Origin of the sequence: Streptoverticillium reticulum, from assembly GCF_047456005.1 — a bacterium.
Classification (GTDB): Bacteria; Actinomycetota; Actinomycetes; order Streptomycetales; family Streptomycetaceae; genus Streptomyces; species Streptomyces reticulum.
The window spans coordinates 2,662,787-2,687,515 of sequence record NZ_CP179755.1 but is presented as its reverse complement, the minus strand read 5'-3'; the positions used below and the strand labels follow the sequence as shown (position 1 = coordinate 2,687,515).

Annotated in this window: 19 protein-coding genes; 15 read left to right on the top strand and 4 right to left on the bottom strand. The window is 71.4% G+C overall.

The annotated features are described in order from the left end of the window. Position 1: 1 nt before the first annotated feature. Positions 2-1,015 (bottom strand): aldo/keto reductase, encoded by a 1,014-nt coding sequence (locus tag ACMATS_RS11940; RefSeq protein ID WP_390776667.1) that lies wholly within the window; start codon positions 1,013-1,015, stop codon positions 2-4. A 74-nt stretch (positions 1,016-1,089) separates the two neighbouring features. On the opposite strand from ACMATS_RS11940, the gene ACMATS_RS11935 reads away from it, so the two are divergent. The 7 genes from ACMATS_RS11935 (at position 1,090) to ACMATS_RS11905 (ending at position 12,163) form a co-directional block, all read left to right on the top strand. After that, complete coding sequence (locus ACMATS_RS11935; protein WP_414167878.1) at positions 1,090-2,064, top strand: 2-hydroxyacid dehydrogenase; 975 nt, start codon at positions 1,090-1,092, stop codon at positions 2,062-2,064. 303 nt (positions 2,065-2,367) lie between these two features. Further along, on the top strand, positions 2,368-5,253 hold the full coding sequence (locus ACMATS_RS11930) for a putative bifunctional diguanylate cyclase/phosphodiesterase (protein WP_390776669.1): 2,886 nt from the start codon (positions 2,368-2,370) through the stop codon (positions 5,251-5,253). A gap of 257 nt (positions 5,254-5,510) precedes the next feature. Further along, positions 5,511-7,346, top strand: coding sequence for an acetolactate synthase large subunit (locus ACMATS_RS11925; RefSeq protein ID WP_390776670.1), 1,836 nt, complete (start codon positions 5,511-5,513; stop codon positions 7,344-7,346). A gap of 23 nt (positions 7,347-7,369) precedes the next feature. Next, positions 7,370-7,894, top strand: coding sequence for an acetolactate synthase small subunit (gene ilvN / locus ACMATS_RS11920; protein ID WP_390776671.1), 525 nt, complete (start codon positions 7,370-7,372; stop codon positions 7,892-7,894). 187 nt (positions 7,895-8,081) lie between these two features. After that, positions 8,082-9,083, top strand: a complete 1,002-nt coding sequence (ilvC, locus tag ACMATS_RS11915; protein ID WP_390776672.1) for a ketol-acid reductoisomerase — start codon at positions 8,082-8,084, stop codon at positions 9,081-9,083. 248 nt (positions 9,084-9,331) lie between these two features. Beyond that, positions 9,332-10,936 (top strand): phosphoglycerate dehydrogenase, encoded by a 1,605-nt coding sequence (serA, locus tag ACMATS_RS11910; protein WP_390776673.1) that lies wholly within the window; start codon positions 9,332-9,334, stop codon positions 10,934-10,936. A gap of 213 nt (positions 10,937-11,149) precedes the next feature. Beyond that, positions 11,150-12,163 (top strand): TetR/AcrR family transcriptional regulator C-terminal domain-containing protein, encoded by a 1,014-nt coding sequence (locus ACMATS_RS11905; protein ID WP_414167877.1) that lies wholly within the window; start codon positions 11,150-11,152, stop codon positions 12,161-12,163. Here ACMATS_RS11905 and ACMATS_RS11900 read toward each other — a convergent pair. Beyond that, a complete protein-coding gene (locus ACMATS_RS11900) occupies positions 12,087-13,625 on the bottom strand; it encodes an MFS transporter (protein WP_414167876.1) in 1,539 nt (512 codons plus the stop codon). The two genes, ACMATS_RS11905 and ACMATS_RS11900, sit on opposite strands and share 77 nt — an antisense overlap. 109 nt (positions 13,626-13,734) lie before the next feature. On the opposite strand from ACMATS_RS11900, the gene ACMATS_RS11895 reads away from it, so the two are divergent. The 3 genes from ACMATS_RS11895 to ACMATS_RS11885 all read left to right on the top strand — a co-directional run bounded on the left by ACMATS_RS11895 (position 13,735) and on the right by ACMATS_RS11885 (position 15,921). Next, positions 13,735-14,355, top strand: a complete 621-nt coding sequence (locus tag ACMATS_RS11895; protein WP_390776676.1) for a TetR/AcrR family transcriptional regulator — start codon at positions 13,735-13,737, stop codon at positions 14,353-14,355. A 100-nt stretch (positions 14,356-14,455) separates the two neighbouring features. Beyond that, positions 14,456-15,697 (top strand): cytochrome P450, encoded by a 1,242-nt coding sequence (locus ACMATS_RS11890; RefSeq protein WP_414167875.1) that lies wholly within the window; start codon positions 14,456-14,458, stop codon positions 15,695-15,697. 23 nt (positions 15,698-15,720) lie between these two features. Beyond that, a complete protein-coding gene (locus ACMATS_RS11885) occupies positions 15,721-15,921 on the top strand; it encodes a ferredoxin (RefSeq protein ID WP_414167874.1) in 201 nt (66 codons plus the stop codon). A 164-nt stretch (positions 15,922-16,085) separates the two neighbouring features. Here the strand turns inward: ACMATS_RS11885 and ACMATS_RS11880 are convergent, their stop codons facing one another. After that, positions 16,086-17,291 carry a PucR family transcriptional regulator gene (locus ACMATS_RS11880; RefSeq protein ID WP_414167873.1) on the bottom strand — a complete coding sequence of 402 codons (1,206 nt, stop codon included), beginning with the start codon at positions 17,289-17,291 and terminating at the stop codon, positions 16,086-16,088. A 179-nt stretch (positions 17,292-17,470) separates the two neighbouring features. Here ACMATS_RS11880 and ACMATS_RS11875 point away from each other — a divergent pair, with 179 nt between their 5' ends. From ACMATS_RS11875 to ACMATS_RS11865, 3 genes are all read left to right on the top strand, one after another. Then, positions 17,471-18,397 carry a proline dehydrogenase family protein gene (locus ACMATS_RS11875; RefSeq protein WP_390776679.1) on the top strand — a complete coding sequence of 309 codons (927 nt, stop codon included), beginning with the start codon at positions 17,471-17,473 and terminating at the stop codon, positions 18,395-18,397. 57 nt (positions 18,398-18,454) lie between these two features. Continuing rightward, complete coding sequence (gene pruA / locus ACMATS_RS11870; RefSeq protein ID WP_390776680.1) at positions 18,455-20,086, top strand: L-glutamate gamma-semialdehyde dehydrogenase; 1,632 nt, start codon at positions 18,455-18,457, stop codon at positions 20,084-20,086. 287 nt (positions 20,087-20,373) lie between these two features. Next, positions 20,374-20,508 carry a hypothetical protein gene (locus ACMATS_RS11865; RefSeq protein ID WP_336416318.1) on the top strand — a complete coding sequence of 45 codons (135 nt, stop codon included), beginning with the start codon at positions 20,374-20,376 and terminating at the stop codon, positions 20,506-20,508. Between the two features lie 124 nt (positions 20,509-20,632). On the opposite strand, the gene ACMATS_RS11860 is transcribed toward ACMATS_RS11865, so the two are convergent. Then, complete coding sequence (locus ACMATS_RS11860) at positions 20,633-22,213, bottom strand: purple acid phosphatase family protein (RefSeq protein WP_414167872.1); 1,581 nt, start codon at positions 22,211-22,213, stop codon at positions 20,633-20,635. Between the two features lie 130 nt (positions 22,214-22,343). Between ACMATS_RS11860 and ACMATS_RS11855 the strand changes: the two genes are divergently transcribed. Further along, complete coding sequence (locus tag ACMATS_RS11855; protein WP_390776682.1) at positions 22,344-23,396, top strand: 3-isopropylmalate dehydrogenase; 1,053 nt, start codon at positions 22,344-22,346, stop codon at positions 23,394-23,396. A gap of 145 nt (positions 23,397-23,541) precedes the next feature. After that, entirely contained in the window at positions 23,542-24,645 is a 1,104-nt protein-coding gene (locus tag ACMATS_RS11850; protein ID WP_414167871.1) for a branched-chain amino acid aminotransferase, read from the top strand. The last annotated feature ends 84 nt before the right edge of the window (positions 24,646-24,729 follow it).

The following is a 24,729-nucleotide window of genomic DNA, read 5'->3' as shown; positions in this document are numbered from 1 at the left end:
TTCAGTCCCACGACCCCATGGCCTTCGGCAGCGCGGCTATCTCCGCGAAGTCCTCGGCCGTCAGGCGCAGTTCGGCGGCGCCCGCGTTCTGCACCGCCCACGCGGCCTTCTTGGTGCCCGGCACCGGTATGACGTGCCGGCCCTGGGCCAGCACCCAGGCCAGGGCGACCTGTGCCGCGGAGGCGTCGTGGCGCCGCGCCACGCGCCGCAGCCCGGCCACGATCGGCTGGTTGGCGGCCATCATCTCCGCGGTGAAGCGCGGGTGCCGCGCCCGGACGTCCTCCGGCTCGAAGCCCTGGCCGGGGGTGAGGGTGCCGCTGAGGAAGCCGTTGCCCAGCGGCATCGCGGCCAGCAGCCCCACGCCGCGCGAGGAGCACCACGGCATCAGCCGGTCCAGCGCCTCCCGCGACCACACCGACAGCTCGGCCTGAACGCTGCTGACGGGGAAGACCTGTTGGATGCGGTCGAGCTGGCGGATCGTCGCGTCGTACATCCCCGCCGGGGGCGTGCCGGACCGCAGTCCCTTGCGGCGCTGGGCGCGTGCCCCGACCGCGGACCAGCCCAGTGCGCGCACCTTGCCCGCGGAGACCAGGTCGGCCATCGCCCCCCAGGTCTCCTCGACCGGTACTTCGGGGTCGGGCCGGTGCAGCTGGTAGAGATCGATCACATCGGTCTGCAGCCGGCGCAGCGAGGCGTCGCACGCGCGCTTCACATAGCCGGGCCGACCGTTGGCGACGATGTGCTGATCACCCACCAGCAGCCCGCACTTGGTCGCCACGAAGGCCTCGGAGCGTCGCTCCCGCAACACCCGCCCCAGCAGCAGCTCGTTGGTGAACGGCCCGTACATGTCGGCCGTGTCCAGCAGGGACGTTCCGGCATCGAGTGCCGCATGGATCGTCCGCAGCGATCCCTCGCCGCTCCGTTGGGAGGCGGTGTACGCCCAGTGCATGGGCATGCACCCGAGTCCGACGGCGCCCGCTTCGAGTGCCGTCGCACCGATTCTCCTGCGCTCCACCGCCCGTATCCCCTCCCGTTCCTCGCCCCCAAACTAACCTCTGCCGGTACCGCTCCTTCGCATAGCCTCCAGGCATGAGCGCAGATCACAGCGGTACCACGACGCGCGCGGCCCGCCCCCTGGCCTGGCTGCCCATCCGGCCCGAGGAGATCGCGGACCTCCCGGGCGGCCTGGAGTACGCCTACTGGAACGGCGAGCCCGACTTCCCCACCGACCCGGCCCGCGTCGTCTTCTACGCCGCCCCCTACATGAAGGGCGACGAGGCCTGCACCCGGCCGCTGCCGCTGATGCCGCACCTCAAGGTGCTGCAGGCGCTCACCGCCGGCGTCGAGAACCTGCTGCCCGCCGTGCCCTCGCTGCCCTCCGGGGCGAAGCTGTGCAACGCCCGCGGGCTGCACGACGCGAGCACCGCGGAGCTGGCCCTGACCCTCACGCTCGCCGCCCTGCGCGACATCCCGGGGTTCGTCCGGGCCCAGGACGCGGGGGAGTGGCGGCACGGGTTCCGTCCGGCGCTCGCCGACAGGTCCGTCCTCATCGTGGGGTACGGCTCGATCGGCAGTGCCATCGAGGACCGGCTCGCGCCCTTCGAGTGCGCGCGGGTGGCACGTGTCGCGCGCTCTGCGCGGACCACCGCGCGCGGGCGGGTGCATCCGGTCTCCGCCTTGCCCGGTCTGCTTCCCGAGGCGGATGTGGTGATCCTCGCGACACCGCTCACCGAGGAGACCCGGGGTCTCGTCGACGCCGGGTTCCTCGCGCGGATGAAGGACGGCGCCCTCCTGGTGAACGTCGCCCGCGGCGCCGTCGTGCGCACCGAGGCGCTGCTCGCCGAGCTGGAGAGCGGCCGGCTGCGGGCCGCGCTCGACGTCACCGACCCCGAGCCGCTGCCTCCGGGGCACCCGCTGTGGAGTGCACCCGGCGTTCTCGTCACCCCCCATGTGGGTGGCCCGAGTTCGGCCTATTTCTCACGCGCCAAGGCCCTCTTGCGCGATCAACTGGCCAGATTTGTACTGGACGAGCCTCTGCGGAATGTCGTAGTCGCTGCGGACTGATGCCACGTAGAGGCACGATTTGACTGCACTGTGTATCCGTAATCCCGTAGCCAGTTACGCTATGTATATGAGCTATGTCCCTGAGTGACGAGTCTGGTGTATCGTCCGGTCCGGGGGCTGCGCCGCGCAGCGTACGGCGCAGCGATGTACCGGAACTCGAGGGGGGCGACGGGCGATGCACGGCCAATGGACGATCAACCCGACGCGGCAAGGGTACGGACCGCGCATCCACTGTCCGGTGACCTCGGACCACCTCCTCCCGTCCCCGGTCCCCGCCGGGACCCCGGCCGGGGAGGCGGCGCGGTGAGCGCCCCCGGAGCGGCCCTGCCGCGGCGGACGATGCCCGCCTCCGGCTCGGGGGTGGTCCCCCAGCTCCTCCTCGCCCTCGTCTGCGGCGGCTACGCCACGGGCGCGGCCTTCGGCTGGGGATCGGCCGAGCTGGCCCTGACCATGGGCGACTTCGGGCTCAGCGGCGCGGCGGGCCTCGCCGCCGCCTCCTGCTTCTGGTACGGGCGCACCCACAGCAGCCGGTTCCGGCCCGCCTGGCTGCTGTTCGCCGCCTCCTCCGCGATGGCCGGCTTCGGCAACTTCTTCTGGGGCTGGTACGAGGTCGTCCTCGGGCGGCACGTGCCGAGCCCGTCCCCGGCCGACTTCTGCTTCCTGCTCTTCGCGCCGCCCGCCATCATCGGCCTGCTGGTGCTCGCCCGCCGCCCGGTCACCCGGGCCGGCTGGGTCTGCCTCGGCCTCGACTCCTGGCTCATCGGCGGCTCGCTGCTGACCCTGTCCTGGAGCCTGGCCCTCGCGCACACCGCGCACTTCGCCGGCGAGACGGTCGCGCAGGCCGCGCTCTCGCTGGCGTACCCGCTGCTGGACATCGTGCTGGTGTCGATGGTGCTGGCGCTGCACTTCAAGCGCTCGTCCGCCAACCGCTCCGCGATCAACACCGCGATCGCGGCCCTCGCGCTGACGGTCCTGTGCGACGCCCTGTTCACCTCGCCGCTGCTGCGCGAGCACTACCGCTCGGGCCAGATCCTGGATGCGGGCTGGTTCGCGGGCTACATGCTCATGGCCTACGCGCCCTGGGTGGCCCGCGAGGAGGGCGAGGACGGCAGCCGTTCCGTGCCGCACTCCGGCCGGCCCATCGCCGGCTCGCTGGCCGCCCTCACCCCGTACCTCGCGGCCGCCGTCTGCACCCTGGGCATCCTCTACAACGTGCTCGACGGCCATCACGTCGACCGCGTCGTGCTGTTCACCGGCTGCACGGTCGTCCTGGCGCTCGTCGTGCGCCAGGGCATCATGCTGCTCGACAACATCTCGCTCACCCAGGAACTGGCCCAGAAGGAGAACCACTTCCGCTCCCTGGTGCAGGGCTCCAGCGACGTCATCATGATCGCCGCGCCCACCGGGATACTGCGCTACGTCAGCCCCGCCGCCGCCGGGGTCTACGGGCGCGAGGCCGAGGAGCTCATCGGCTCCGAACTGGCCTCCCTGATCCACCCGGAGGACCTGGGCCGCGTCGTCCACGAGGTGCGCCGCTTCCTCGCCGCACCCCCCGCCGACGAGCCCACCACCCGCATCGAGTGCCGCTTCCGCTCCGGCAACGGCGACTGGCTCAACGTGGAGTCCACCGTCAACCGCCACCACGGCGGCCTCATCTTCAACAGTCGCGACGTCACCGAACGCGTCCGGCTCCAGGCCCAGTTGCAGCACACCGCCGAGCACGACCCGCTCACCGACCTGCCCAACCGCGCCCTGTTCACCCGCCGCGTGCAGCAGGCACTGGCCGGCCGGAGAGTGACCGACGCGGGCACCGCCGTGCTCTTCATCGACCTGGACGGCTTCAAGGCCGTCAACGACACCGTCGGCCACCAGGCCGGCGACGAACTGCTCGTCCAGGCCGCCCGCCGGCTGCAGGACTCGGTGCGGGCCGGCGACAGCACCGCCCGCTTCGGGGGCGACGAGTTCGCCGCGCTCATCATCGGCGACGGCACCCGCGACCCCGCCGCCCGCGAGTACCGCATCCTGGAGATCGCCGACCGCCTGCGGGCCACGCTCTCCCAGCCGTACCTGGTCGAGGGCGGCACCGAGGTCCGCGTCAACGCCAGCATCGGCGTGGCCTTCGCCGAACCGGGCATCACCCCCGGCACCCTCATGCGCAACGCCGACCTCGCCATGTACCGCGCCAAGCAGGCGGGCAAGGGGCGCGTCGAGCTCTACGCCCCGCAGATGCAGGCCGAGGTGGTGCGCCGCGCCGAGCAGGCCACCCGGCTGCGCACCGCCCTGCACGACGGCCAGTTCGCCCTGTTGCACCAGCCCGTCGTCGAGCTGGACACCGGCCGCCTCACCGCCGTCTCCGCCCAGCCCCGCTGGCGCTCGGCCCAGGGCATCCTCTTCACCCCCGACGAATTCCTGCGGGCCGGCGAGGCGGGACGCGGCGACGCCCGGCCCGGTGACGGCGGAGCCCTGGCCGAACTCGGCCGCTGGACGCTGGAGAAGGCCGTCGAGCAGGCCGCCCACCGCCGCCGCGCGGGCCACGCCGTGCCCGTCCACGTGCGCGTGTCCGCCGCCCGGCTGCTCGACCGGGCGCTGCCGCAGAAGCACGTCGAGGAGCTCATCCTGCGCCACGACCTGCCCTCCGGCGCCCTAGTCCTGGAGCTGACCTGCAGCGACCCGCGGGTGCCGCTGGAGGAGCTGGAGCGGCGGCTGGAGGGGCTGCGGCGCTTCGGCGTCCGCATCGCGCTCGACGGCTTCGGCAGCGGCTACGCCGCCATGAGCGCCCTGCGGCGGCTGCCCGTCGACGTGCTCCGGCTGGACCGCGAGCTCGTCGACGGCGTGGCCGACTCCGCCCGGCTGCACAAGATCACGGCAGGGCTGCTGCGGATCGCCGGCGACCTCGGCCTGCAGTCCGTGGCCGACGGCGTGGACGACGCCGAGCAGGCCCGCGCCCTGCGCGCCATGGGCTGCACCCACGGCCAGGGTCAGGCCTTCGCCGGCGCCCTGGACGAGCACCGGCTGCGACAGGCCCTGGACCGCGGCGGGTACCCCCTTCCGGGTGATTCTGCCGACGGCCCGGACGAGCTGCTGGTGGGCGGCGCACTGCCCGTTCGTTCCGGTGCGGTGGGCAGTGCGGGCGCTCTGGCCCATGCGCCGCTCCGTTCACATAATGAGACGCCTGTCCCACCCACTTGACACCCCGCGGGGAGCGGAGGGAGGGTCAGTGACATGCGCACCCGAATTCTCGTACTTGGAAAGCGCGTCGGCTGAAGCAGGACCCCGTTCAGGTCCTGCTGACCGCACCGACGCGCTCCCCTCGCTTGCCCTACGGCACGAGGGGTTTTTTGTTGCACCGGGAGCGTTCGGGCGAAGGCCCGGCCACCTCCACCGACCCAGCCGATCCCATCCGTCTCCACCGTCGAACCGTCGAATCCTTCGAGAAGAGAATGTCGATGACCGAGCAGGCCACCGGGGCCCATCATCCGCAGCCGCGGGCCCGTAACGGCGGAGCGCAGCAGCCCGCCACCGTCGAGCACGTCACGGGCGCGCAGTCCCTCATCCGAGCGCTGGAGGAGGTCGGGTGCGACACCGTGTTCGGCATCCCGGGCGGTGCCATCCTCCCCGCCTACGACCCGATGATGGACTCCTCGAAGGTCCGCCACATCCTCGTCCGCCACGAGCAGGGCGCCGGCCACGCCGCCACCGGGTACGCGCAGGCCACGGGCCGGGTCGGGGTGTGCATGGCCACCTCCGGCCCGGGCGCCACCAACCTGGTCACGCCGATCGCGGACGCCCACATGGACTCCGTCCCGCTGGTCGCCATCACCGGCCAGGTCGCCTCCAAGGCGATCGGCACGGACGCCTTCCAGGAAGCCGACATCTGCGGCATCACCATGCCGATCACCAAGCACAACTGGCTGGTGACGGACCCGGCGGAGATCCCCCGGACGATTGCCGAGGCCTTCCACGTCGCCTCCACCGGCCGCCCCGGACCGGTGCTCGTCGACATCGCCAAGGACGCCCTCCAGGCCCGGACCACCTTCGTCTGGCCGCCCCACACCGACCTGCCCGGCTACCGCCCGGTCACCAAGCCGCACTCCAAGCAGATCCGCGAGGCGGCCAAGCTGATCACCCAGGCCCGGCGTCCCGTGCTCTACGTCGGCGGCGGCGTCCTCAAGGCCCGGGCCACCGCCGAGCTCAAGGTCTTCGCCGAGCTGACCGGCGCGCCCGTCACCACCACGCTGATGGCGCTGGGCGCCTTCCCCGACAGCCACCCCCAGCACCTGGGCATGCCCGGCATGCACGGCTCCGTCGCCGCCGTCACCGCCCTGCAGAAGTCCGACCTGATCATCGCCCTCGGCGCCCGCTTCGACGACCGCGTCACCGGCAAGCTGGACTCCTTCGCCCCGAACGCCAAGATCGTCCACGCGGACATCGACCCCGCCGAGATCGGCAAGAACCGCGCCGCCGACGTCCCCATCGTGGGCGACGCCCGCGAGGTCCTGGCCGACCTGATCGTCGCCGTCCAGCACGAGCACGCCGAAGGCCACCGCGGCGACTACGCCGGCTGGTGGGAGGACCTGAACCGCTGGCGCGAGACGTACCCGCTCGGCTACGACCAGCCCGACGACGGCACCCTCGCCCCGCAGCAGGTCATCCAGCGCATCGGTGAACTCGCCCCGAAGGACACCATCTACGCCGCGGGCGTCGGCCAGCACCAGATGTGGGCCGCCCACTTCATCCACTACGAGCAGCCCGCGACCTGGCTCAACTCCGGCGGCGCCGGAACCATGGGCTACGCGGTGCCCGCCGCGATGGGCGCCAAGGCCGGCATGCCGGACCGCACGGTCTGGGCCATCGACGGCGACGGCTGCTTCCAGATGACCAATCAGGAACTGGTCACCTGCGCGCTCAACAACATCCCCGTCAAGGTCGCCATCATCAACAACGGCGCCCTGGGCATGGTCCGGCAGTGGCAGACGCTGTTCTACAACCAGCGCTACTCCAACACCGTGCTGGGCACGGAGGCCGCGCCGGGCACCCGCGTCCCCGACTTCGTCAAGCTCGCCGAGGCGATGGGCTGCGTGGGGCTGCGCTGCGAGGACCCGTCCGAACTGGACAAGGTCATCCAGGAGGCCAACGCCATCAACGACCGCCCGGTCGTGGTGGACTTCATCGTCCACCAGGACGCCATGGTCTGGCCGATGGTCGCCGCCGGCACCTCCAACGACGAGATCCTCGCCGCCCGGGGCGTCCGCCCGGACTTCGGCGACACCGAGGACGACTGAGAACAGGCGAGGAGACCGACCCCATGACCAAGCACACGCTCTCCGTCCTCGTGGAGAACACCCCCGGCATCCTGGCCCGGATCGCCGCCCTGTTCTCCCGGCGCGGTTTCAACATCGACTCGCTGGCCGTCGGCGTCACCGAGCACCCCGACATCTCCCGCATCACGATCGTCGTCAACGTCGAGTCGCTGCCGCTGGAACAGGTCACCAAGCAGCTCAACAAGCTCGTCAACGTGCTCAAGATCGTCGAGCTGGAGGACACTCAGGCCGTCCAGCGCGAACTCGTCCTGGTGAAGGTCCGCGCCGACAACGAGACCCGCTCCCAGATCACCGAGATCGTCCAGCTCTTCCGCGCCAAGACCGTCGACGTCTCCCCGGAGGCCGTCACCATCGAGGCCACCGGAGGCGGCGAGAAGCTCGGCGCGATGCTCAAGATGCTGGAGCCGTACGGCATCAAGGAGCTGGTGCAGTCCGGCACCATCGCCATCGGCCGCGGTGCGCGGTCCATCACCGACCGCAGCCTGCGGGCCCTCGACCGCAGCGCCTGACGTTCCACTGGGGTTCGGTGCTTCGGCTGCGGGTTGTCCGTGGCTGATCGCGCAGTTCCTCCCCCAGCTACCGCTGGGAGGTGCCCCCAGCGCCCCTGACGGGGCGCGTACCCCCTGCCCCTCAACACTCGTCCCGTCGCCCGTCATACGGTGGGACGTAACACCCGCGAACAAGGAGAAACCTCACGTGGCTGCCGAGCTCTTCTACGACAACGACGCCGATCTGTCCATCATCCAGGGCCGCAAGGTCGCGGTCCTCGGCTACGGCAGTCAGGGGCACGCCCACGCGCTGTCCCTGCGCGACTCGGGCGTCGACGTCCGCGTGGGCCTGCACGAGGGCTCGAAGTCCAAGGTGAAGGCCGAGGAGCAGGGCCTGCGCGTGGTCACCCCCGCCGAGGCCGCCGCCGAGGCCGACGTCATCATGATCCTGGTCCCGGACCCGATCCAGGCCAAGGTCTACGAGGAGTCCGTCAAGGACCACCTCAACGACGGCGACGCCCTGTTCTTCGGCCACGGCTTCAACATCCGCTTCGGCTTCATCAAGCCCCCGGCCGGCGTCGACGTCTGCATGGTCGCCCCCAAGGGCCCGGGCCACCTGGTGCGCCGTCAGTACGAGGAGGGCCGCGGCGTGCCGTGCATCGCGGCCGTCGAGCAGGACGCCTCGGGCAACGCCTTCCAGCTCGCCCTCTCCTACGCCAAGGCCATCGGCGGCACCCGGGCCGGCGTCATCAAGACCACCTTCACCGAGGAGACCGAGACCGACCTCTTCGGCGAGCAGGCCGTGCTGTGCGGCGGCGCCTCGGCGCTCGTCAAGGCCGGGTTCGAGACCCTCGTCGAGGCCGGCTACCAGCCGGAGATCGCCTACTTCGAGTGCCTGCACGAGCTCAAGCTCATCGTGGACCTGATGTACGAGGGCGGCCTGGAGAAGATGCGCTGGTCCGTCTCCGAGACGGCCGAGTGGGGCGACTACGTCACCGGCCCGCGCATCGTCACCGACGCCACCAAGGCCGAGATGAAGAAGGTCCTGGGCGAGATCCAGGACGGCACCTTCGCCAACAACTGGATGAAGGAGTACCAGGAGGGTCTGCCGAAGTACAACGAGTACAAGAAGGCCGACGAGAACCACCTCCTGGAGACCACCGGCAAGAAGCTGCGCAAGCTGATGAGCTGGGTCGACGACCAGGAGTGAGCCTTGGCGCCCCGTAAGGGGCGCTGGGAGGTGCCCCCAGCGCCCCTACGGGGCACGGGCCTACGGGGCGCGGGTGACGTTTCCGCAACGGCGACAGGTCCCGGGGGCAACCCCGATACACTGCGGAGCACAACGCGTCAGGCTCACAGCGTCGTGCGTCTTCCACGCGGCTGCCCCCTTCTTCACCGCCGTCTGCGGGACCGTCGGGACACGGCCCGCCGACGAAGGACCAGTGAGGACTGAGACCCGTGAGCACTGCTTCGCCACGCAAGCCCGTCGTGCTGATCGCCGAAGAGCTGTCGCCCGCCACCGTCGAGGCCCTGGGCCCCGACTTCGACATCCGGCACTGCAACGGTGCCGACCGCGCCGAACTCCTGCCCGCCATCGCCGATGTGGACGCCGTCCTGGTGCGCTCCGCGACGCGGATCGACGCGGAGGCCGTCGCGGCCGCGAGGAAGCTGCGCGTCGTCGCCCGCGCCGGCGTCGGCCTCGACAACGTGGACGTCTCCGCCGCCACCAAGGCCGGCGTGATGGTCGTCAACGCCCCGACCTCCAACATCGTGACCGCCGCCGAGCTGGCCTGCGGTCTGCTGATCGCCACCGCCCGCAACATCCCGCAGGCCAACTCCGCGCTGAAGAACGGGGAGTGGAAGCGGTCGAAGTACACGGGCGTCGAGCTCTCCGAGAAGGTCCTGGGCGTCGTGGGCCTGGGCCGCATCGGCGTGCTGGTGGCCCAGCGCATGTCCGCCTTCGGCATGAAGATCGTCGCGTACGACCCCTACGTCCAGCCCGCGCGCGCCGCGCAGATGGGCGTCAAGCTCGTCTCGCTGGACGAGCTGCTGGAGGCCGCCGACTTCATCACCGTGCACCTGCCCAAGACGCCCGAGACGATCGGGCTCATCGGCGACGAGGCGCTGCGCAAGGTCAAGCCCTCGGTGCGGATCGTCAACGCGGCGCGCGGCGGCATCGTCGACGAGACCGCGCTGGCGGCGGCGCTGAAGGAGGGCCGCGTCGCGGGCGCGGGCCTGGACGTGTACGCCGTCGAGCCGTGCACGGACTCCCCGCTCTTCGAGTTCGACAGCGTGGTCGCCACCCCGCACCTCGGCGCCTCCACGGGCGAGGCCCAGGAGAAGGCCGGCATCGCCGTCGCCAAGTCCGTACGGCTGGCCCTGGCGGGCGAGTTGGTGCCGGACGCGGTCAACGTCCAGGGCGGCGTCATCGCCGAGGACGTCAAGCCCGGGCTGCCGCTCGCGGAGAAGCTGGGCCGCATCTTCACGGCGCTGGCCGGCGAGGTCGCGGTCCGGCTCGACGTCGAGGTGTACGGCGAGATCACGCAGCACGACGTGAAGGTGCTCGAACTCTCCGCGCTCAAGGGCGTGTTCGAGGACATCGTCGACGAGACCGTGTCGTACGTCAACGCACCGCTGTTCGCGCAGGAGCGCGGTGTCGAGGTGCGGCTGACGACGGCCTCGGAGTCGGCGGACCACCGCAACGTGGTGACCGTGCGCGGCACGCTGTCGGGCGGCGGCGAGGTCTCCATCTCCGGCACGCTCTCCGGCCCCAAGCACCTGCAGAAGATCGTCGCCGTCGGCGAGCACGACGTCGATCTGGCGATGACCGACCACATGGCGTTCCTGCGCTACGCGGACCGTCCCGGTGTCATCGGCACCGTGGGGCGGGTGCTGGGCGAGGCGGGCATCAACATCGCCGGTATGCAGGTCTCTCGGGCCGCGGAGGGGGGCGAGGCGCTGGTCGCTCTGACGGTGGACGAGTCGATTCCGGCTGCGGTGCTCGCCGACATTGCCGAGGAGATCGGCGCGGTTTCGGCTCGCGCCGTCGACCTGACCGACTAGGGCGTGTCCGGCGGCTCTTCGCGCCCCGTAAGGGGCGCGGGGCTCCTCTCGATATGCGGCTCCGCCGCGTGGGCGCGACCAGCCCCCACCGGTCCGCAGCCGACGCACCACCCCGGGGGTCCGGGGCGCAGCCCCGAGAACCTCGACTGCGGGCGCATCGTGGTTGCTCGCGCAGTTCCCCGCGCCCCTTACGGGGCGCGTACCCTGCTCCGCATGGGTGCACCAGGACAGCCCGCCGATCCGCCCTATCTCCGGATCGCCGCCGAGATCCGCGCGCGGATCTCCTCCGGCGAGCTCCGCGCAGGGGACAAGGTGCCGTCCACGCGGCAGATCACCCAGGAGTGGGGGGTGGCGATGGCCACCGCCACCAAGGTTCTCGTCGTGCTGCGGCAGGAGGGGCTCGTCCGGGCCGTGCCCGGTGTGGGCACGGTCGTCGAGGCCCCGGACCCGCGGTCCGGGGCCGCCGGCCGGAGCGTCCGGCGGGCCAGGTCCCGGGCGGCGGGCGGCGGGGTGCTCACCCGGGAGCGCATCGTGCGGACCGCGGTCTCCATCGCCGACGCCGACGGCTCCGCGGCCGTCTCCATGCGCACCATCGCCGCCGAACTCGGCGTCTCCACCATGGCGTTGTACCGTCACGTGCCCGGCAAGGACGAGCTCGTCGAGCTGATGGCCGACGCGGTCTTCGGCGACGTGCGGCTCCCGGCGTGCGCCGCGACGGACTGGCGGGGCCGGCTGGAGGCGTCCGCGCGCACGCAGTGGGCGCTCTACCGGCGGCACCCGTGGCTGGCGAAGGCCATGTCCTTCACCCGCCCGCTGATGTCGCCGCACGCGATGGCGCAGATGGACTGGGCGATGCGCCCCCTCCATGAACTCGGCCTCCGCCCGGGCGCGTTGCTGCACATCACCGTCGCCGTGGCCGGCTACGTGCGGGGCGTCGCGGTCAACCTGGAGGACGAGGCGGACGCCGAGCAGGACACCGGGATGACGCAGGACGGGTGGATCGAGACCCGCGCCGCGGACATGGAACGGATTCTCGCCGCCGGCCACTTCCCCGTCTACGAGCGGATGTTCAGGGAGGCCGACGAGGAGTTCTCGCTGGACTCGATGTTCGAGTTCGGGCTGGCCCGGCTGCTCGACGGCCTGGAGCCGTTCATCGCTGCGTCGCAACGGCGTCCCGGTCCGGGAGGACGGGGACCGTTGCGCGGCGGTGCAGTGCGACGAGTGTGACGACCGCGCCGAGGAGCAGTACCGCGATGCCGCCGACGGCGGCGACGTGCATGCCGTGGACGAAGGCGTCGCGCGCCGTGGCGAGGACCGCTTCGCCCGCCCGGCCGGGGAGCCGGTGCGCCACGGCCACCGCGCCGCCGAGGGTTTCGTGGGCGCTGTGGGGGAGCCCGCCCGGCAGTCCGGCGTCGGCGTCGCGGCGGTAGACGGCCAGGCCGATGCTGCCGAAGACCGCCATGCCCAGTGCGCCGCCGAACTCCTGTCCCGTCTCCAGGAGGGCCGCGGCCGAACCCGCCTTCTCCACCGGCGCGGAGGCGAGGGCCATGTCGGAGACCACCGCCATGACGGCGACGATCCCGCAGGCGATGACGGCCGCGGCGACCAGGGTCAGCGCGAGGGAGTGCGGGCCGCACAGGGCGAGCAGGGCGTAGCCGAGGGCGGCGATGCCGAACCCGGTGGCGATGACGCGGGACTTGGCCGTCCGCTGCCCCGCCCCGGCTGCCACGGATGCGGCGATGCCGACCGCCACCGAGGGGATCACTCCCCACAGTGCGGCCTCCAGCGGGGTCTTGCCCAGCACGGCCTGCAGGTACTGGGTGGTGAAGTAGGACGAGCCCATCATGCCGACGGCGGCGAGGGTGTTGATGCCGATGCCCGCGCCGAAGACCCGGTGCCGGAAGAGCTCCCGGCTGATCATGGCGTCCGGGTTGCTGCGCTGCCGGTGCACGAAGACGGCGCCGACGGTGAGCCCGGCCCCGATGCACAGGCCCATGGCGGGCGTGGGCCCGTCGGCCGCGATCCGCTTGGTGCCGTAGATCACGGGCAGCACCGCGCCCATCGAGAGCACCGCGCTCAGCGGGTCGAACCGGCTCGGCCGCGGGTCGCGGGACTCCGGCACCAGGAACGGTGCGAGCACCAGGAGCAGCAGCATTGCGGGCACGTTGATCAGGAACGCCGACCCCCACCAGAAGTACTTCAGCAGCACGCCGCCCAGCACCGAGCCGAGCGCGATGCCGCCGGCCATGGCGCCGGACCAGATGCCGATCGCCTTGGTGCGCTCCGCCTCGTCCCGGAACAGGTTGCGCACCAGCCCCATGGTGCTGGGCATCAGCGTGGCCCCGCCGATGCCGAGCACGGCCCGGGCCGCGATGAGCATCTCGGGGGTCCGGGCGTACGCGGCGGCGACCGACGCGGCGCCGAAGGCCGCGGCCCCGAACAGCAGCAGCTTGCGGCGGCCGATCCGGTCGCCCAGCGAGCCCATGGTGATCAGGAGGCCGGCGAGGGCGAAGGCGTAGCTGTCGAAGATCCAGAGCTGCTGGGTGCTGGTGGGGGCCAGCTGCCCGGTGATGGCGGGCATCGCGAAGAAGAGGACGGAGACGTCCATCGAGACCAGGAGGAGGGGCAGCAGGAGCACGGCGAACGCCGTCCACTCCCGGCGCCCGGCGCGTGCGCTGGGGTTCGTCATGCCGAGGAATATACGGATGTCTTAAACGCTTGTCTATGACGCACGTATGGGACGTGCGTATAGGACGGGTGTATGGGACGGGCGTATGGCGCCGGGCTAGGGTGTCCGCATGGGACATCGTGAAGATCTGCTGGAAGGTGCCAAGCGCTGCCTGCTCGACAAGGGCTGGGTGCGCACGACCGCGCGCGACATCGTGGCGGCCTCCGGGGCCAACCTCGCCTCCATCGGCTACCACTACGGGTCCAAGGACGCGCTGATGCTGGCGGCCTTCATGAAGATGACCGAGGAGTGGGGCGAGAGCGTCGGGCGCAGCTTGCAGGGCGTCGTCCGCTCCGGCGTCTCGGCGGACGAGCGCAACGCCGCGACCTGGGACGCGGTGATCGAGGGGTTCGCGGCCAACCGCCAGTTCTGGCAGGTGCAGATGGAGGTCGTGGGGCAGCTGGACCAGCACCCCGAGCTCAAGAAGACCTTCGCCGAGGTCCTGCCCAGCGGCCGGGAGGGGATGGTCGCCATCTTCGAGGGCGTCGACGACACCGAGGTCGGCGCCGAGGCGACGCGCACGGTGGGCTCGCTCTACCACGCCCTGTTCATCGGCCTGTGGGTGCAGTGGCTCATCGACCCGGCCGCCGTGCCCAAGGGACGGGACATCGTCGAGGGCATGCGCCGGGTCCTCGAAGGGCGGGTGCTCGATCCGGCGGACTCCCCGGCAGGAGCAGTTTCGGACAAATAGAGTTGCGCCGCGGTGCGCTTACCGGGCGTACTGGACACCTGGCGGGTGACCCGGTTCTCATGGTTGCCTGAGGACATCAGTCCCGACCCGGGAGCTGCTCATGAACGAGACCGGCACCACCATCCCCGTCGCCGCACCCTCCGCAACTTCTGCACCCGCCGCACCCGTGTTCCCGCAGGGCCGCGGCTGTCCCTACCAGCCGCCCGCCGCCTACCCGAAGCTGGCGGAGCACGGCCCGGTGACCCGTGTGCGGCTCTACGACGGCCGCGAGATCTGGGCCGTGACCGGACACGCCGAGGCCCGCGCGGTGCTCACCGACCCCCGCTTCTCCTCCGACCGGACGCATCCCGCCTTCCCGGCGATTCTGCCGCGCTTCGAGGAGCAGCGGGAGCTGCCCGCGGTGCCGATGCTCGGCGTCGACGATCCGCTGCACGCCCGTCAGCGGCGCATGTTCATCTCCGCGTTCGGCCTCAAGCGGATCAACGCGCTGCGGCCGCAGATCCAGCAGATCGTCGACGGCCTCGTCGACGCCATGCTCGCCGCCGGCCCGGGCGCCGAGCTCGTCTCCGCGTACGCCCTGCCCCTGCCGTCCATGGTCATCTGCTCGCTGCTCGGAGTGCCGTACGCCGACCACGAGTTCTTCGAGAGCAGGTCGCGGCGGCTGCTCCTCGCGCAGACCGCGCAGGAGGCGCGGGCACCGCGGATCGATCTCCAGGAGTACCTGGGCGACCTGATCGACGCCAAGCAGTCCGCGCCCGGCGACGGGCTGCTCGACGGGCTCGTCGCCGAGCAGTACGCCGACGGGCGGATCGACCGCGACGAACTGGTCATGATGTCCCTGCTGTTGCTCGTCGCGGGCCACGAGACCACCGCCAACATGATCGCCCTCGGGGCCTACACGCTCCTCGAACACCCCGACCAGCTGGCGGCGTTGCGGGCCGAGCCCGGGCTGATGCCCGGTGCGGTCGAGGAGTTGCTGCGGTACCTCTCCATAGCCGACGGCCTGGTCCGGGTCGCCGTCGAGGACGCCGAGATCGGCGGGCACACCATACGGGCCGGGGACGGCGTCGTCCTCCCCGCCTCGGTGGTCAACCGCGACTCCGCGGCCTACGACCGGCCGGACGCCCTCGACGTGCGGCGCTCGGCGCGCCACCACATCGCCTTCGGCTTCGGGGTGCACCAGTGCCTCGGCCAGAACCTGGCGCGGGCGGAACTGGAGATCGCCCTCACCACGTTGTTCGCCCGCATACCCTCGCTGCGAACGGCCGTCCCGGCCGACGAGTTGGTTCTCAAACCGGCCGGTTCGCTGCAAGGACTCGTCGCCTTGCCGGTCACGTGGTGACCGGAGAACGGAGCTTCACCATCATGAGCGTACGCATCACGATCGACTCCGGTGTGTGCATCGGGTCGGGGCAGTGCGCCCTGACCGCGCCGGCGGTCTTCGACCAGGACGATGACGGATACGGCATGGTCCGCCCGGGCAAGGAGGACGGGTCCGGGGACCCGCTGGCACGGGAGGCGGTGCGGGCCTGCCCGGTGCAGGCCATTTCCCTCCGGGAGGAGTGAGGTTCGGGGCGCGCCCCGTAGGGGCGCGGGGAACTGCGCGATCAGCCACGACGCTCCCGCAGTCGAGGTACCCGGGGCTTCGCCCCGGACCCCTGGGGTGGTGCGTCGGCTGCGGGCCGGTGGGGGCTGGTCGCGCAGTTCCCCGCGCCCCTGACGGGGCGCGCCTAACCCAGCCGTAGGCGGGACGCCTTCAGGCTGAGGTGCAGCAACAGCCGATCCTCGCCGTCGTCCAGGTCCAGGTCCGTCAGCTGTTCCACCCGGTTCAGCCGGTAGTAGAGGGTCTGGCGGTGGATGCCCAGCGCCGCCGCCGCACGGCCCGCCTGGCCCGCGCAGTCGAGGAAGACCTCGGCCGTGCGGGCCAGTTCCGTGTGGGTGCGGGCCAGCAGGGGGCGGACCGCCGGGTCCGCCGTGCGGTCGGGCGGAAGGGCGGTCAGCACCCGGTACGCGCCGATCCGTTCCCACTCCGCCACCGGCCCCAGGCGGCGCTCCGCGGCCGCTGCCCGGGCCGCCGCCAGCGCCTCCGTCCAGGCCTCCGGCAGCTCGGCGAGTCCGCGCCGCGGCTCGGCGAGGCCGGCCGCCGCCAGGCCGGGGCGGCCGGCGCGCGGCGAGTGCAGCAGCCGGTCCGCGGCCGCCATCGCAGGTGCGGGCGAGCCCAGCGCCCGCAGCCGGATCAGCGCGGCGAGCGCCGCCGAACCGTCCGGCAGCGCCTCCGGCACCGCGCACATCGCGGCGACCCCGGACTGCGCGGCCAGCGCCTCGCCGTCCGCGGCGTCGCCCGTCAGCTGCCAGGGCGCGACGGCCAGCAGCGCCAGCGGCCCGTCCGAGGCGGAGCCCAGCGCCTCCCGCAGCGCGTCGCGGGCCGCCTCACGGGCCGGGCGGCGGGCCGTCAGCAGGTCCCGCAGCAGCTCGCCCAGCTCGGCACCGGCCCGGGCCTCGGCCGCCAGCAGGGCGCCGATGCGGGCCGCCGTGTCCATGGCCTGGGCGAGCCGGGGGTCGGCGAAGGGCACCGACAGGTCCAGCCCGGCCAGGTGCTCGTCGTCCAGCAGCCAGACGTAGCCGAGGACGACGCCCCGGTGCCGCACGGGCAGACAGATCCGGCCGGTGAAGACCCCGGCCGCCGGGTCCGGCGGGATCCGCAGCGGAGCCTGGGCCCGCGCGATGCCGAACGCCTCGAACCAGGCCCGCACCGCCGCCGTCGAGCGCCGCTGGAGGATCGAGCGCGTGCGCACCGGGTCCATCAGGAGGTCCGTGTCGTCGTCACCCCCGTGGGCGCCGAAGGCGATGAGCCCGAAATCCCTGTCCTCCAGGGTCGCAGGAGCCCCGAGCGCCGCCGATATCTCGTCGACCAGCTGCTGATACTCACCCCGCATGCTGCTCAGTGCTCCCTTCCTGTCTGACCGGCCACCATTGTCATACATCTGTCTGAGATGCCGACCACGGATGCGTGACAGCTGTCGATGGTGACGCCGTGGCTGGAAACCTAGGTTTCACGATGAGTTACTTATGCCGTCCCCCGTCGTGGCGACGGCCGTCATCGTGGAGGTGCCCAGTGCTGGGTCCTGTGCTGCTCGCCGCTTCCCGCAGCGACGCGATCCGCCGTATCGTCTCGGCCGCGCCGGTGACCCGTCCCGTGGTCGACCGGTTCGTCGCCGGCGAGGTTCTGGACGAGTCCATGGCCGCCGTGCGGTCGCTGAACCAGCGCGGCATGGAGGTCACCCTCGACCACTTGGGCGAGGACATCACCGACCCCGCCGAGGCGCTGCGCACCCGTGACGCCTACCTGGCGCTGGCCGAGGCGCTGCGGACCGAGGGCCTGGGCGTGCGCGCCGAGATGTCCGTCAAGCTGTCCGCCTTCGGGCAGGCGCTGCCGGGCGGTCACGACCTGGCGCTGGCCAACGTCACCCCGGTCGTGGAGGCCGCCGCCGAGGCCGGCACCACCGTGACGCTGGACATGGAGGACCACACCACGGTCGACTCCACGCTGGCGATCCTGGCCGAGCTGCGCAAGCGCTTCCCGCAGACCGGTGCCGTCCTGCAGTCCTACCTCTTCCGCACCGAGGACGACTGCCACGCGCTGGCCGGCGAGGGCTCGCGCGTGCGCCTGGTGAAGGGCGCCTACAAGGAGCCCGCGTCCGTCGCCTTCCAGGACAAGCGCGAGGTCGACCTGGCCTACGTGCGCTGCCTGAAGATCCTGATGGCCGGCAAGGGCTACCCCATGATCGGCTCGCACGACCCCCGCATGGTGGCGATCGCGCAGGAGCTCGGCCGCCGCTACGGGCGCACACTGGACGCATACGAGTTCCAGATGCTGTACGGCATCCGTGAGGCCGAGCAGCAGCGCCTCGTCGCGGACGGCCACCGCATGCGCGTGTACATCCCGTACGGCACCGACTGGTACGGATACTTCATGCGGCGGCTCGCCGAGCGCCCGGCGAACCTCGCGTTCTTCCTGCGCTCGCTCGCGACGCGCGGCTGACCATCCGCTTCGCGCGGCTGACCCCGACCCCCGACCCCCGAAGGAGACATGGCAGCCATGGATGCTGTGACCCAGGTCCCCGCGCCGGTCAACGAGCCGGTGCACTCCTACGCCCCCGGTTCCCCCGAGCGCGCCCGCCTCGAGGCCAAGCTCAAGGAGCTGGCGAGCAACCCCATAGACCTGCCGATGACCATCGGCGGCGAGAAGCGGATGGGCGGCGGCGAGCCGTTCAAGGTCGTCCAGCCGCATCACCACGCCGCCGTCCTCGGCACCTTCAACAACGCCACGCAGAAGGACGCGCAGGACGCGGTCGACGCCGCGCTCGCCGCGGCCCCGGCCTGGCGCGCGATGTCCTTCGACGACCGCGCCGCGATCATCCTGCGCGCCGCCGAGCTGCTGGCCGGCCCCTGGCGTGAGACGCTGGCCGCCTCCACCATGCTGGGCCAGTCCAAGACCGCCCAGCAGGCCGAGATCGACACCCCCTGCGAGCTCGTCGACTTCTGGCGCTTCAACGTGCACTTCGCGCGCCAGATCCTGGCCGAGCAGCCGGTCGCCAACTCCGCCGGCGTGTGGAACCGCAGCGACCACCGCCCGCTGGAGGGCTTCGTCTACGCGATCACGCCGTTCAACTTCACGGCCATCGCGGGCAACCTGCCGACCGCCCCGGCCCTGATGGGCAACGTCGTGGTCTGGAAGCCGTCCCCGACCCAGACCCACTCCGCGGTGCTGCTGATGCAGCTGCTGGAGGAGGCGGGCCTGCCCAAGGGCGTCATCAACCTGGTGACCGGCGACGGCATCGCCGTCTCCGAGGTGGCCCTGAACCACCCCGAGCTGGCGGGCATCCACTTCACCGGCTCGACCAAGACCTTCCAGTACCTGTGGAAGACGGTCGGCAACAACATCGAGACGTACAAGTCCTACCCGCGCCTGGTCGGCGAGACCGGCGGCAAGGACTTCGTCGTCGCCCACCCGAGCGCCGACCCGGCGATCCTGAAGACCGCGCTGACCCGCGGCTCCTTCGAGTTCCAGGGCCAGAAGTGCTCGGCCTCGTCCCGTGCCTACGTCCCGCGCTCGATCTGGGAGAACGGCTTCAAGGACGAGTTCGCGGCCGAGGTCGACGGCATCACCATGGGTGACGTCACCGACCTGGACAACTTCATCGGCGCCGTCATCGACGACCGCGCCTTCGCCAAGAACAAGGCCGCGATCGACCGCGCCAAGGCCGACCCGACCTGCACGATCGTCGCGGGCGGCACGTACGACGACTCGGTGGGCTACTTCGTCCGCCCGACCGTCATCGAGTGCACCGATCCGGCCAACGAGGTCTTCACCACGGAGTACTTCGGCCCGATCCTCGCCGTCCACGTCTACGAGGACGCCGAGTACGAGGCGATGCTGGCCCAGATGGAGTCCGTCTCGGCGTACGCCCTGACCGGCTCGATCATCGCCGCCGACCGCGCCGCGGCCGCCGACGCGATGGAGAAGCTCCGCTTCGCCGCGGGCAACTTCTACATCAACGACAAGTCGACCGGCGCCGTCGTCGGCCAGCAGCCCTTCGGCGGCGGCCGCGCCTCCGGCACCAACGACAAGGCCGGTGCCGCGAGCAACCTGATGCGCTGGACCTCGACGCGCTCCATCAAGGAGACCCTGGTCCCGCCGACCGACTACCGCTACCCGCACATGGGCTGACCGCGTCCTGCCGCAGATTCCGCCCCCCGACCGGCCCCCACGCCGGCCGGGGGGCGGTGTCGTGTGGCCGAACGGGCCGTCTCAGATAGTAGGAAGTCCGAGTAGTCGTGCAGACAGCGGAGCGCCGCTGGCTTAGCGTGGAAGAAGCCGATCGTTCCGCTCCATCGAGCGATGGCGGCTGTGGCCTCGTGCGCTCGGGCAGGCGATCCCTGCCGCACCCGGCCCCCGCCCTTTGTTTCCGGCTTTCTTCCGAACTTTCTCGGGGCTCAGCAGAGGAGACACGACCCATGGCCGACACCGCTGTCCGCAGGACCCGCCGCACCGCCCGCACCGCCGAGCGCGACACCGACCGGGCGAATGCCGCCGCCGCCCTCCAGCGTGCGCTGGACCGCCGTGACAACGGCGGCTCGACAGGCCACTGAGGCCTTGCGCCCGAAGGGGCGCGGGGAACTGCGCGACCAGCCACGACGCACCCGCAGCCGAATCCCCCAGGTGGTGCGTCGGCTGCGGGCCGGCGGTGGTTGATCGCGCAGTTCCCCGCGCCCCTTACGGGGCGCCCCGCGTCACCTCGAAGTGGTCGATCCGCGCCCCCGTCTCCGCCAGTGCCGTCACCCGCAGCCGCGGGTGGCGGCCCGGTTCCGACTCCACCGCGAGGAAGGAGTAGTCGGTGTAGCGCACCCGCGACCACTCCACCTCCTCCTTGTGCTTGCCGCCGCCCTTCACCCAGTGGAAGGTGGGGACGCTGTCGAGGTCCTTGACGTGGCCCTCGTAGCTGTCCGGCACGGGGAAGTCGTAGAGCGACTTGCCGGCCGCGCCCGCCGTCACGTAGACGATGCCCTCGCGCGAGGAGTCCACGGTGCCGCCGATCGGCACCTTCTTGGAGACCCGCTGCCCCTTGATGGCGTCGGTGCGCTCGTAGACGTGGTTGTGGCCGTTGATGACCAGGTCCACCTGGTGCTTCTCGAAGAGCGGCAGCCACGTGTCGCGCACGCCGCCGTCGGAGGCGTGGGAGTTGGTGGTCGAGAAGGTGCAGTGGTGGAAGAACACCACGATGAAGTCGACGTCCTGGCGGCCGCGCAGCTCCCGCAGGCGCCGGTCCAGCCAGGCGGTCTGCTTCCCGCCGCTGTAGCCGGTGTTGGCGGTGATCTCGTACGAGACGTCGTTGGCGTCCAGCGCGACGATGCCCACGTTGCCGTAGACGAACGAGTAGACACCCGGCGAGTGCTTCGGGTCGAAGCCGTTCTCGGGCAGGGCCCAGCGGGCGCTCTGGCCGCCGTAGCCGTTGGGCGAGTACCAGGCCTCCATGTCGTGGTTGCCGGTGGTGACCATCCACGGCACGGTCTTGGCCACGGTCTCGGTCTGGGCGAGGAACTGGTCCCAGGTGCGGGCGTCGTAGACGTCGTCCGGCTTGCCCGCGCCGCTGTTGTCGGCGTAGCAGATGTCGCCCGCGTGCAGGTGGAAGGCCGGGTTCTGACCCAGGATCACCTGGTCGTTGCCGAGGGCGTGGTAGCTGACGCCCTGGTCGCCGAAGGCCGTGAAGGTGAACTTCCCGGCCCGCGCAGGCGCGGTGCGGAAGGTTCCTATGGTGCCGAAGTGCTGGGTGTCGGCCGGGTCCCAGCCGTCGTGGCCGACGCCGTAGTAATAGGTCTGCCCGGGGCGGAGGTTGTCCAGGGCGGCGTGCAGATAGACCTGGTCGACGGCGGGGAGCTTCTTGGACAGCGCGGGCGTGTGCAGGGTCCGCACCTCGGCCGGGATGCGCTGGCTGAGGTCCCACGGCTTCAGACCGACCCGGACGAACGGGCGCTTGACGGCGAACGGGACCGCCCAGGAGATCCGCATCTGGGTCTTCGGGTCGGCGCCGAAGGCGAGGTGCCGGCCGAAGGGGGCCACGAGGTGGCCGTCGACTCTCGTGGTGGCGGGGGAGGTCAGCAGCGTCGGGGAGAGGGGCTTCGCGTAGGCGCTGGTGCCCGCGCCGAGGAGGCCCGTGCCGGCGACGGCGCCCGCGCCTGCGGCGCCGGCCCGCAGCATGCCGCGGCGGGTGAACCTGCTGCGCAGGTACTCGTGCTGCTCGGCCATGCTCATCCGGCCGGCGAGGTGCTCGGGAATGCCTACCCGTGGTGTGTCCATGCCCGGCAACGTGCCAGGAAATGACGACCGGGTCACGTACTTGGGGTGAACGAGACCTTTACGGATCGCAACGTGTCCGGATCGTGGACATCGTGTGTCATAGGGCGGGACGGAGGAGTACGGTCCAGTCATGTCTCGCAGCATTCGTCTCGCAGTCATCCCCGGTGACGGCATCGGCCCGGAAGTCGTGGCCCAGGGCCTGAAGGTCCTCTCCGCCGTCCTCCCCTCCGACACCAAGCTGGAGACCCAGGAGTACGACCTGGGCGCCCGGCGCTGGCACGCCACCGGCGAGACCCTGCCGGACGCGGAGCTGGAATCGCTGAAGCAGCACGACGCGATCCTGCTCGGGGCGATCGGCGACCCCGGCGTGCCGTCCGGGGTGCTGGAGCGCGGGCTGCTGCTCAAGCTGCGCTTCGCCTTCGACCACTACGTCAACCTGCGTCCCTCCCGGCTCCACCCGACGGCCGAGACCCCGCTCGCCGGGCGCCCGGACATCGACTTCGTCGTGGTCCGCGAGGGCACCGAGGGCCCGTACACGGGCAACGGCGGTTCGCTGCGCACCGGGACGCCCGCCGAGGTGGCCACCGAGGTCAGCGTCAACACCGCCTACGGCGTGGAGCGCGTCGTGCGGGACGCGTACGAGCGGGCCCAGGCGCGGCCGCGCAAGAAGCTGACCCTCGTGCACAAGAACAACGTGCTCGTGTACGCCGGTCACCTCTGGAAGAACATCTTCGACCGGGTGGGCCGCGAGTACCCCGAGGTCACCACCGACTACCTGCACGTCGACGCCGCGACGATCTTCTTCGTCACCCAGCCCGAGCGCTTCGACGTGATCGTCACCGACAACCTCTTCGGCGACATCCTGACCGACCTGGCCGCCGCCATCACGGGCGGCATCGGCCTCGCCGCCTCCGGGAACGTCAATCCGAGTGGCGCATTTCCGTCCATGTTCGAGCCCGTGCACGGCTCCGCGCCGGACATCGCGGGCACCGGCAAGGCGGACCCGACGGCCACGGTGCTCTCCGTCGCCCTCCTGCTGCGCCACCTGGGCCTGGACGCCGAGGCGGACCGGGTGGAGGCGGCCGTTGCCGAGGATCTCGCGGGGCGCGGAAGCGCGCCGCGCACGACCGACGAGATCGGCGACGCCCTCGCCGTACTCGTAGGCCGACGAGCCGCTGACTAGCCCGGACCCTGTGCTACCGCGCGGTTCGGTGCGACTATCGACCCGGACCGCGCGAACGTTTTTCGTCAAAGCCCCACGAGAGCGATAATCGAACGTGGGGCCGCAGCGCGGTCCGACACGCATCAAAGGTGAAGGACACGCACTCATGACGACGACGCCCCCGATCGAGCTCAAGCCCTCCGCGCACCCGCTGTCCGCCCCGGAGCGCGAGCAGATCCTGGCCAACCCCGGCTTCGGCCGCCACTTCACCGACCACATGGTCACCATCAAGTGGACCGAGGGCCGTGGCTGGCACGACGGACAGCTCGTCCCGTACGCGCCGCTCTCGGTCGACCCGGCGAACATGACCCTGCACTACGCACAGACGATCTTCGAGGGCCTCAAGGCCTACCGCCAGCCGGACGGTACGGTCGCCACGTTCCGCCCGGACGAGAACGCCAAGCGCTTCCAGGCCTCCGCGCGCCGGATGGCCATGCCCGAGCTGCCGGTCGAGACCTTCGTCGCGGCCTGCGACGCCCTGGTCAAGCAGGACAAGGCATGGGTGCCGAGCTCCGGCGAGGCCTCGCTGTACCTGCGCCCCTTCATGATCGCCACGGAGGTCGGGCTGGGCGTCCGCCCGGCCAACGAGTACCTCTTCGTCGTCATCGCCTCGCCGGCCGGCGCCTACTTCGCGGGCGGCGTGAAGCCGGTCTCGGTCTGGCTCTCGGAGGAATACGTGCGCGCCTGCCCCGGCGGCACGGGCGCGGCCAAGGCCGGTGGCAACTACGCCGCTTCGCTGGTCGCCCAGGCCCAGGCGGCGCAGAACGGCTGCGACCAGGTGGTCTGGCTGGACGCGCTGGAGCGCCGCTGGATCGAGGAAATGGGCGGCATGAACCTGTACTTCGTGTACGGCCAGAAAGATGGAACACAGCGGATCGTCACCCCCGAGCTGACGGGCTCCCTGCTCCCGGGCATCACCCGCAAGTCCCTGCTGCGCATCGCCGAGGACCTGGGCTACGAGGTGTCCGAGGGCCGCATCTCCGTGGACGACTGGAAGAACGGCAACGCGGACGGCTCGCTGACCGAGGTGTTCGCCTGCGGCACGGCCGCCGTCATCACGCCGGTCGGCTCGGTGAAGTCGACGCGGGCCGACTGGACCGTCGGGGACGGGCAGCCGGGCGAGGTGACGATGAAGCTCCGCAAGGCGCTGCTGGACATCCAGACCGGTGCCGTCGAGGACGTCCACGGCTGGATGCACCCGCTGGGCTGAGGCAGTTGAAGGGCCGGACAGGAGTCCGTGACCACAACGCACGCAAGTACGCGTGATCGTTGTGATCGGACCCTTGTCCGAAAC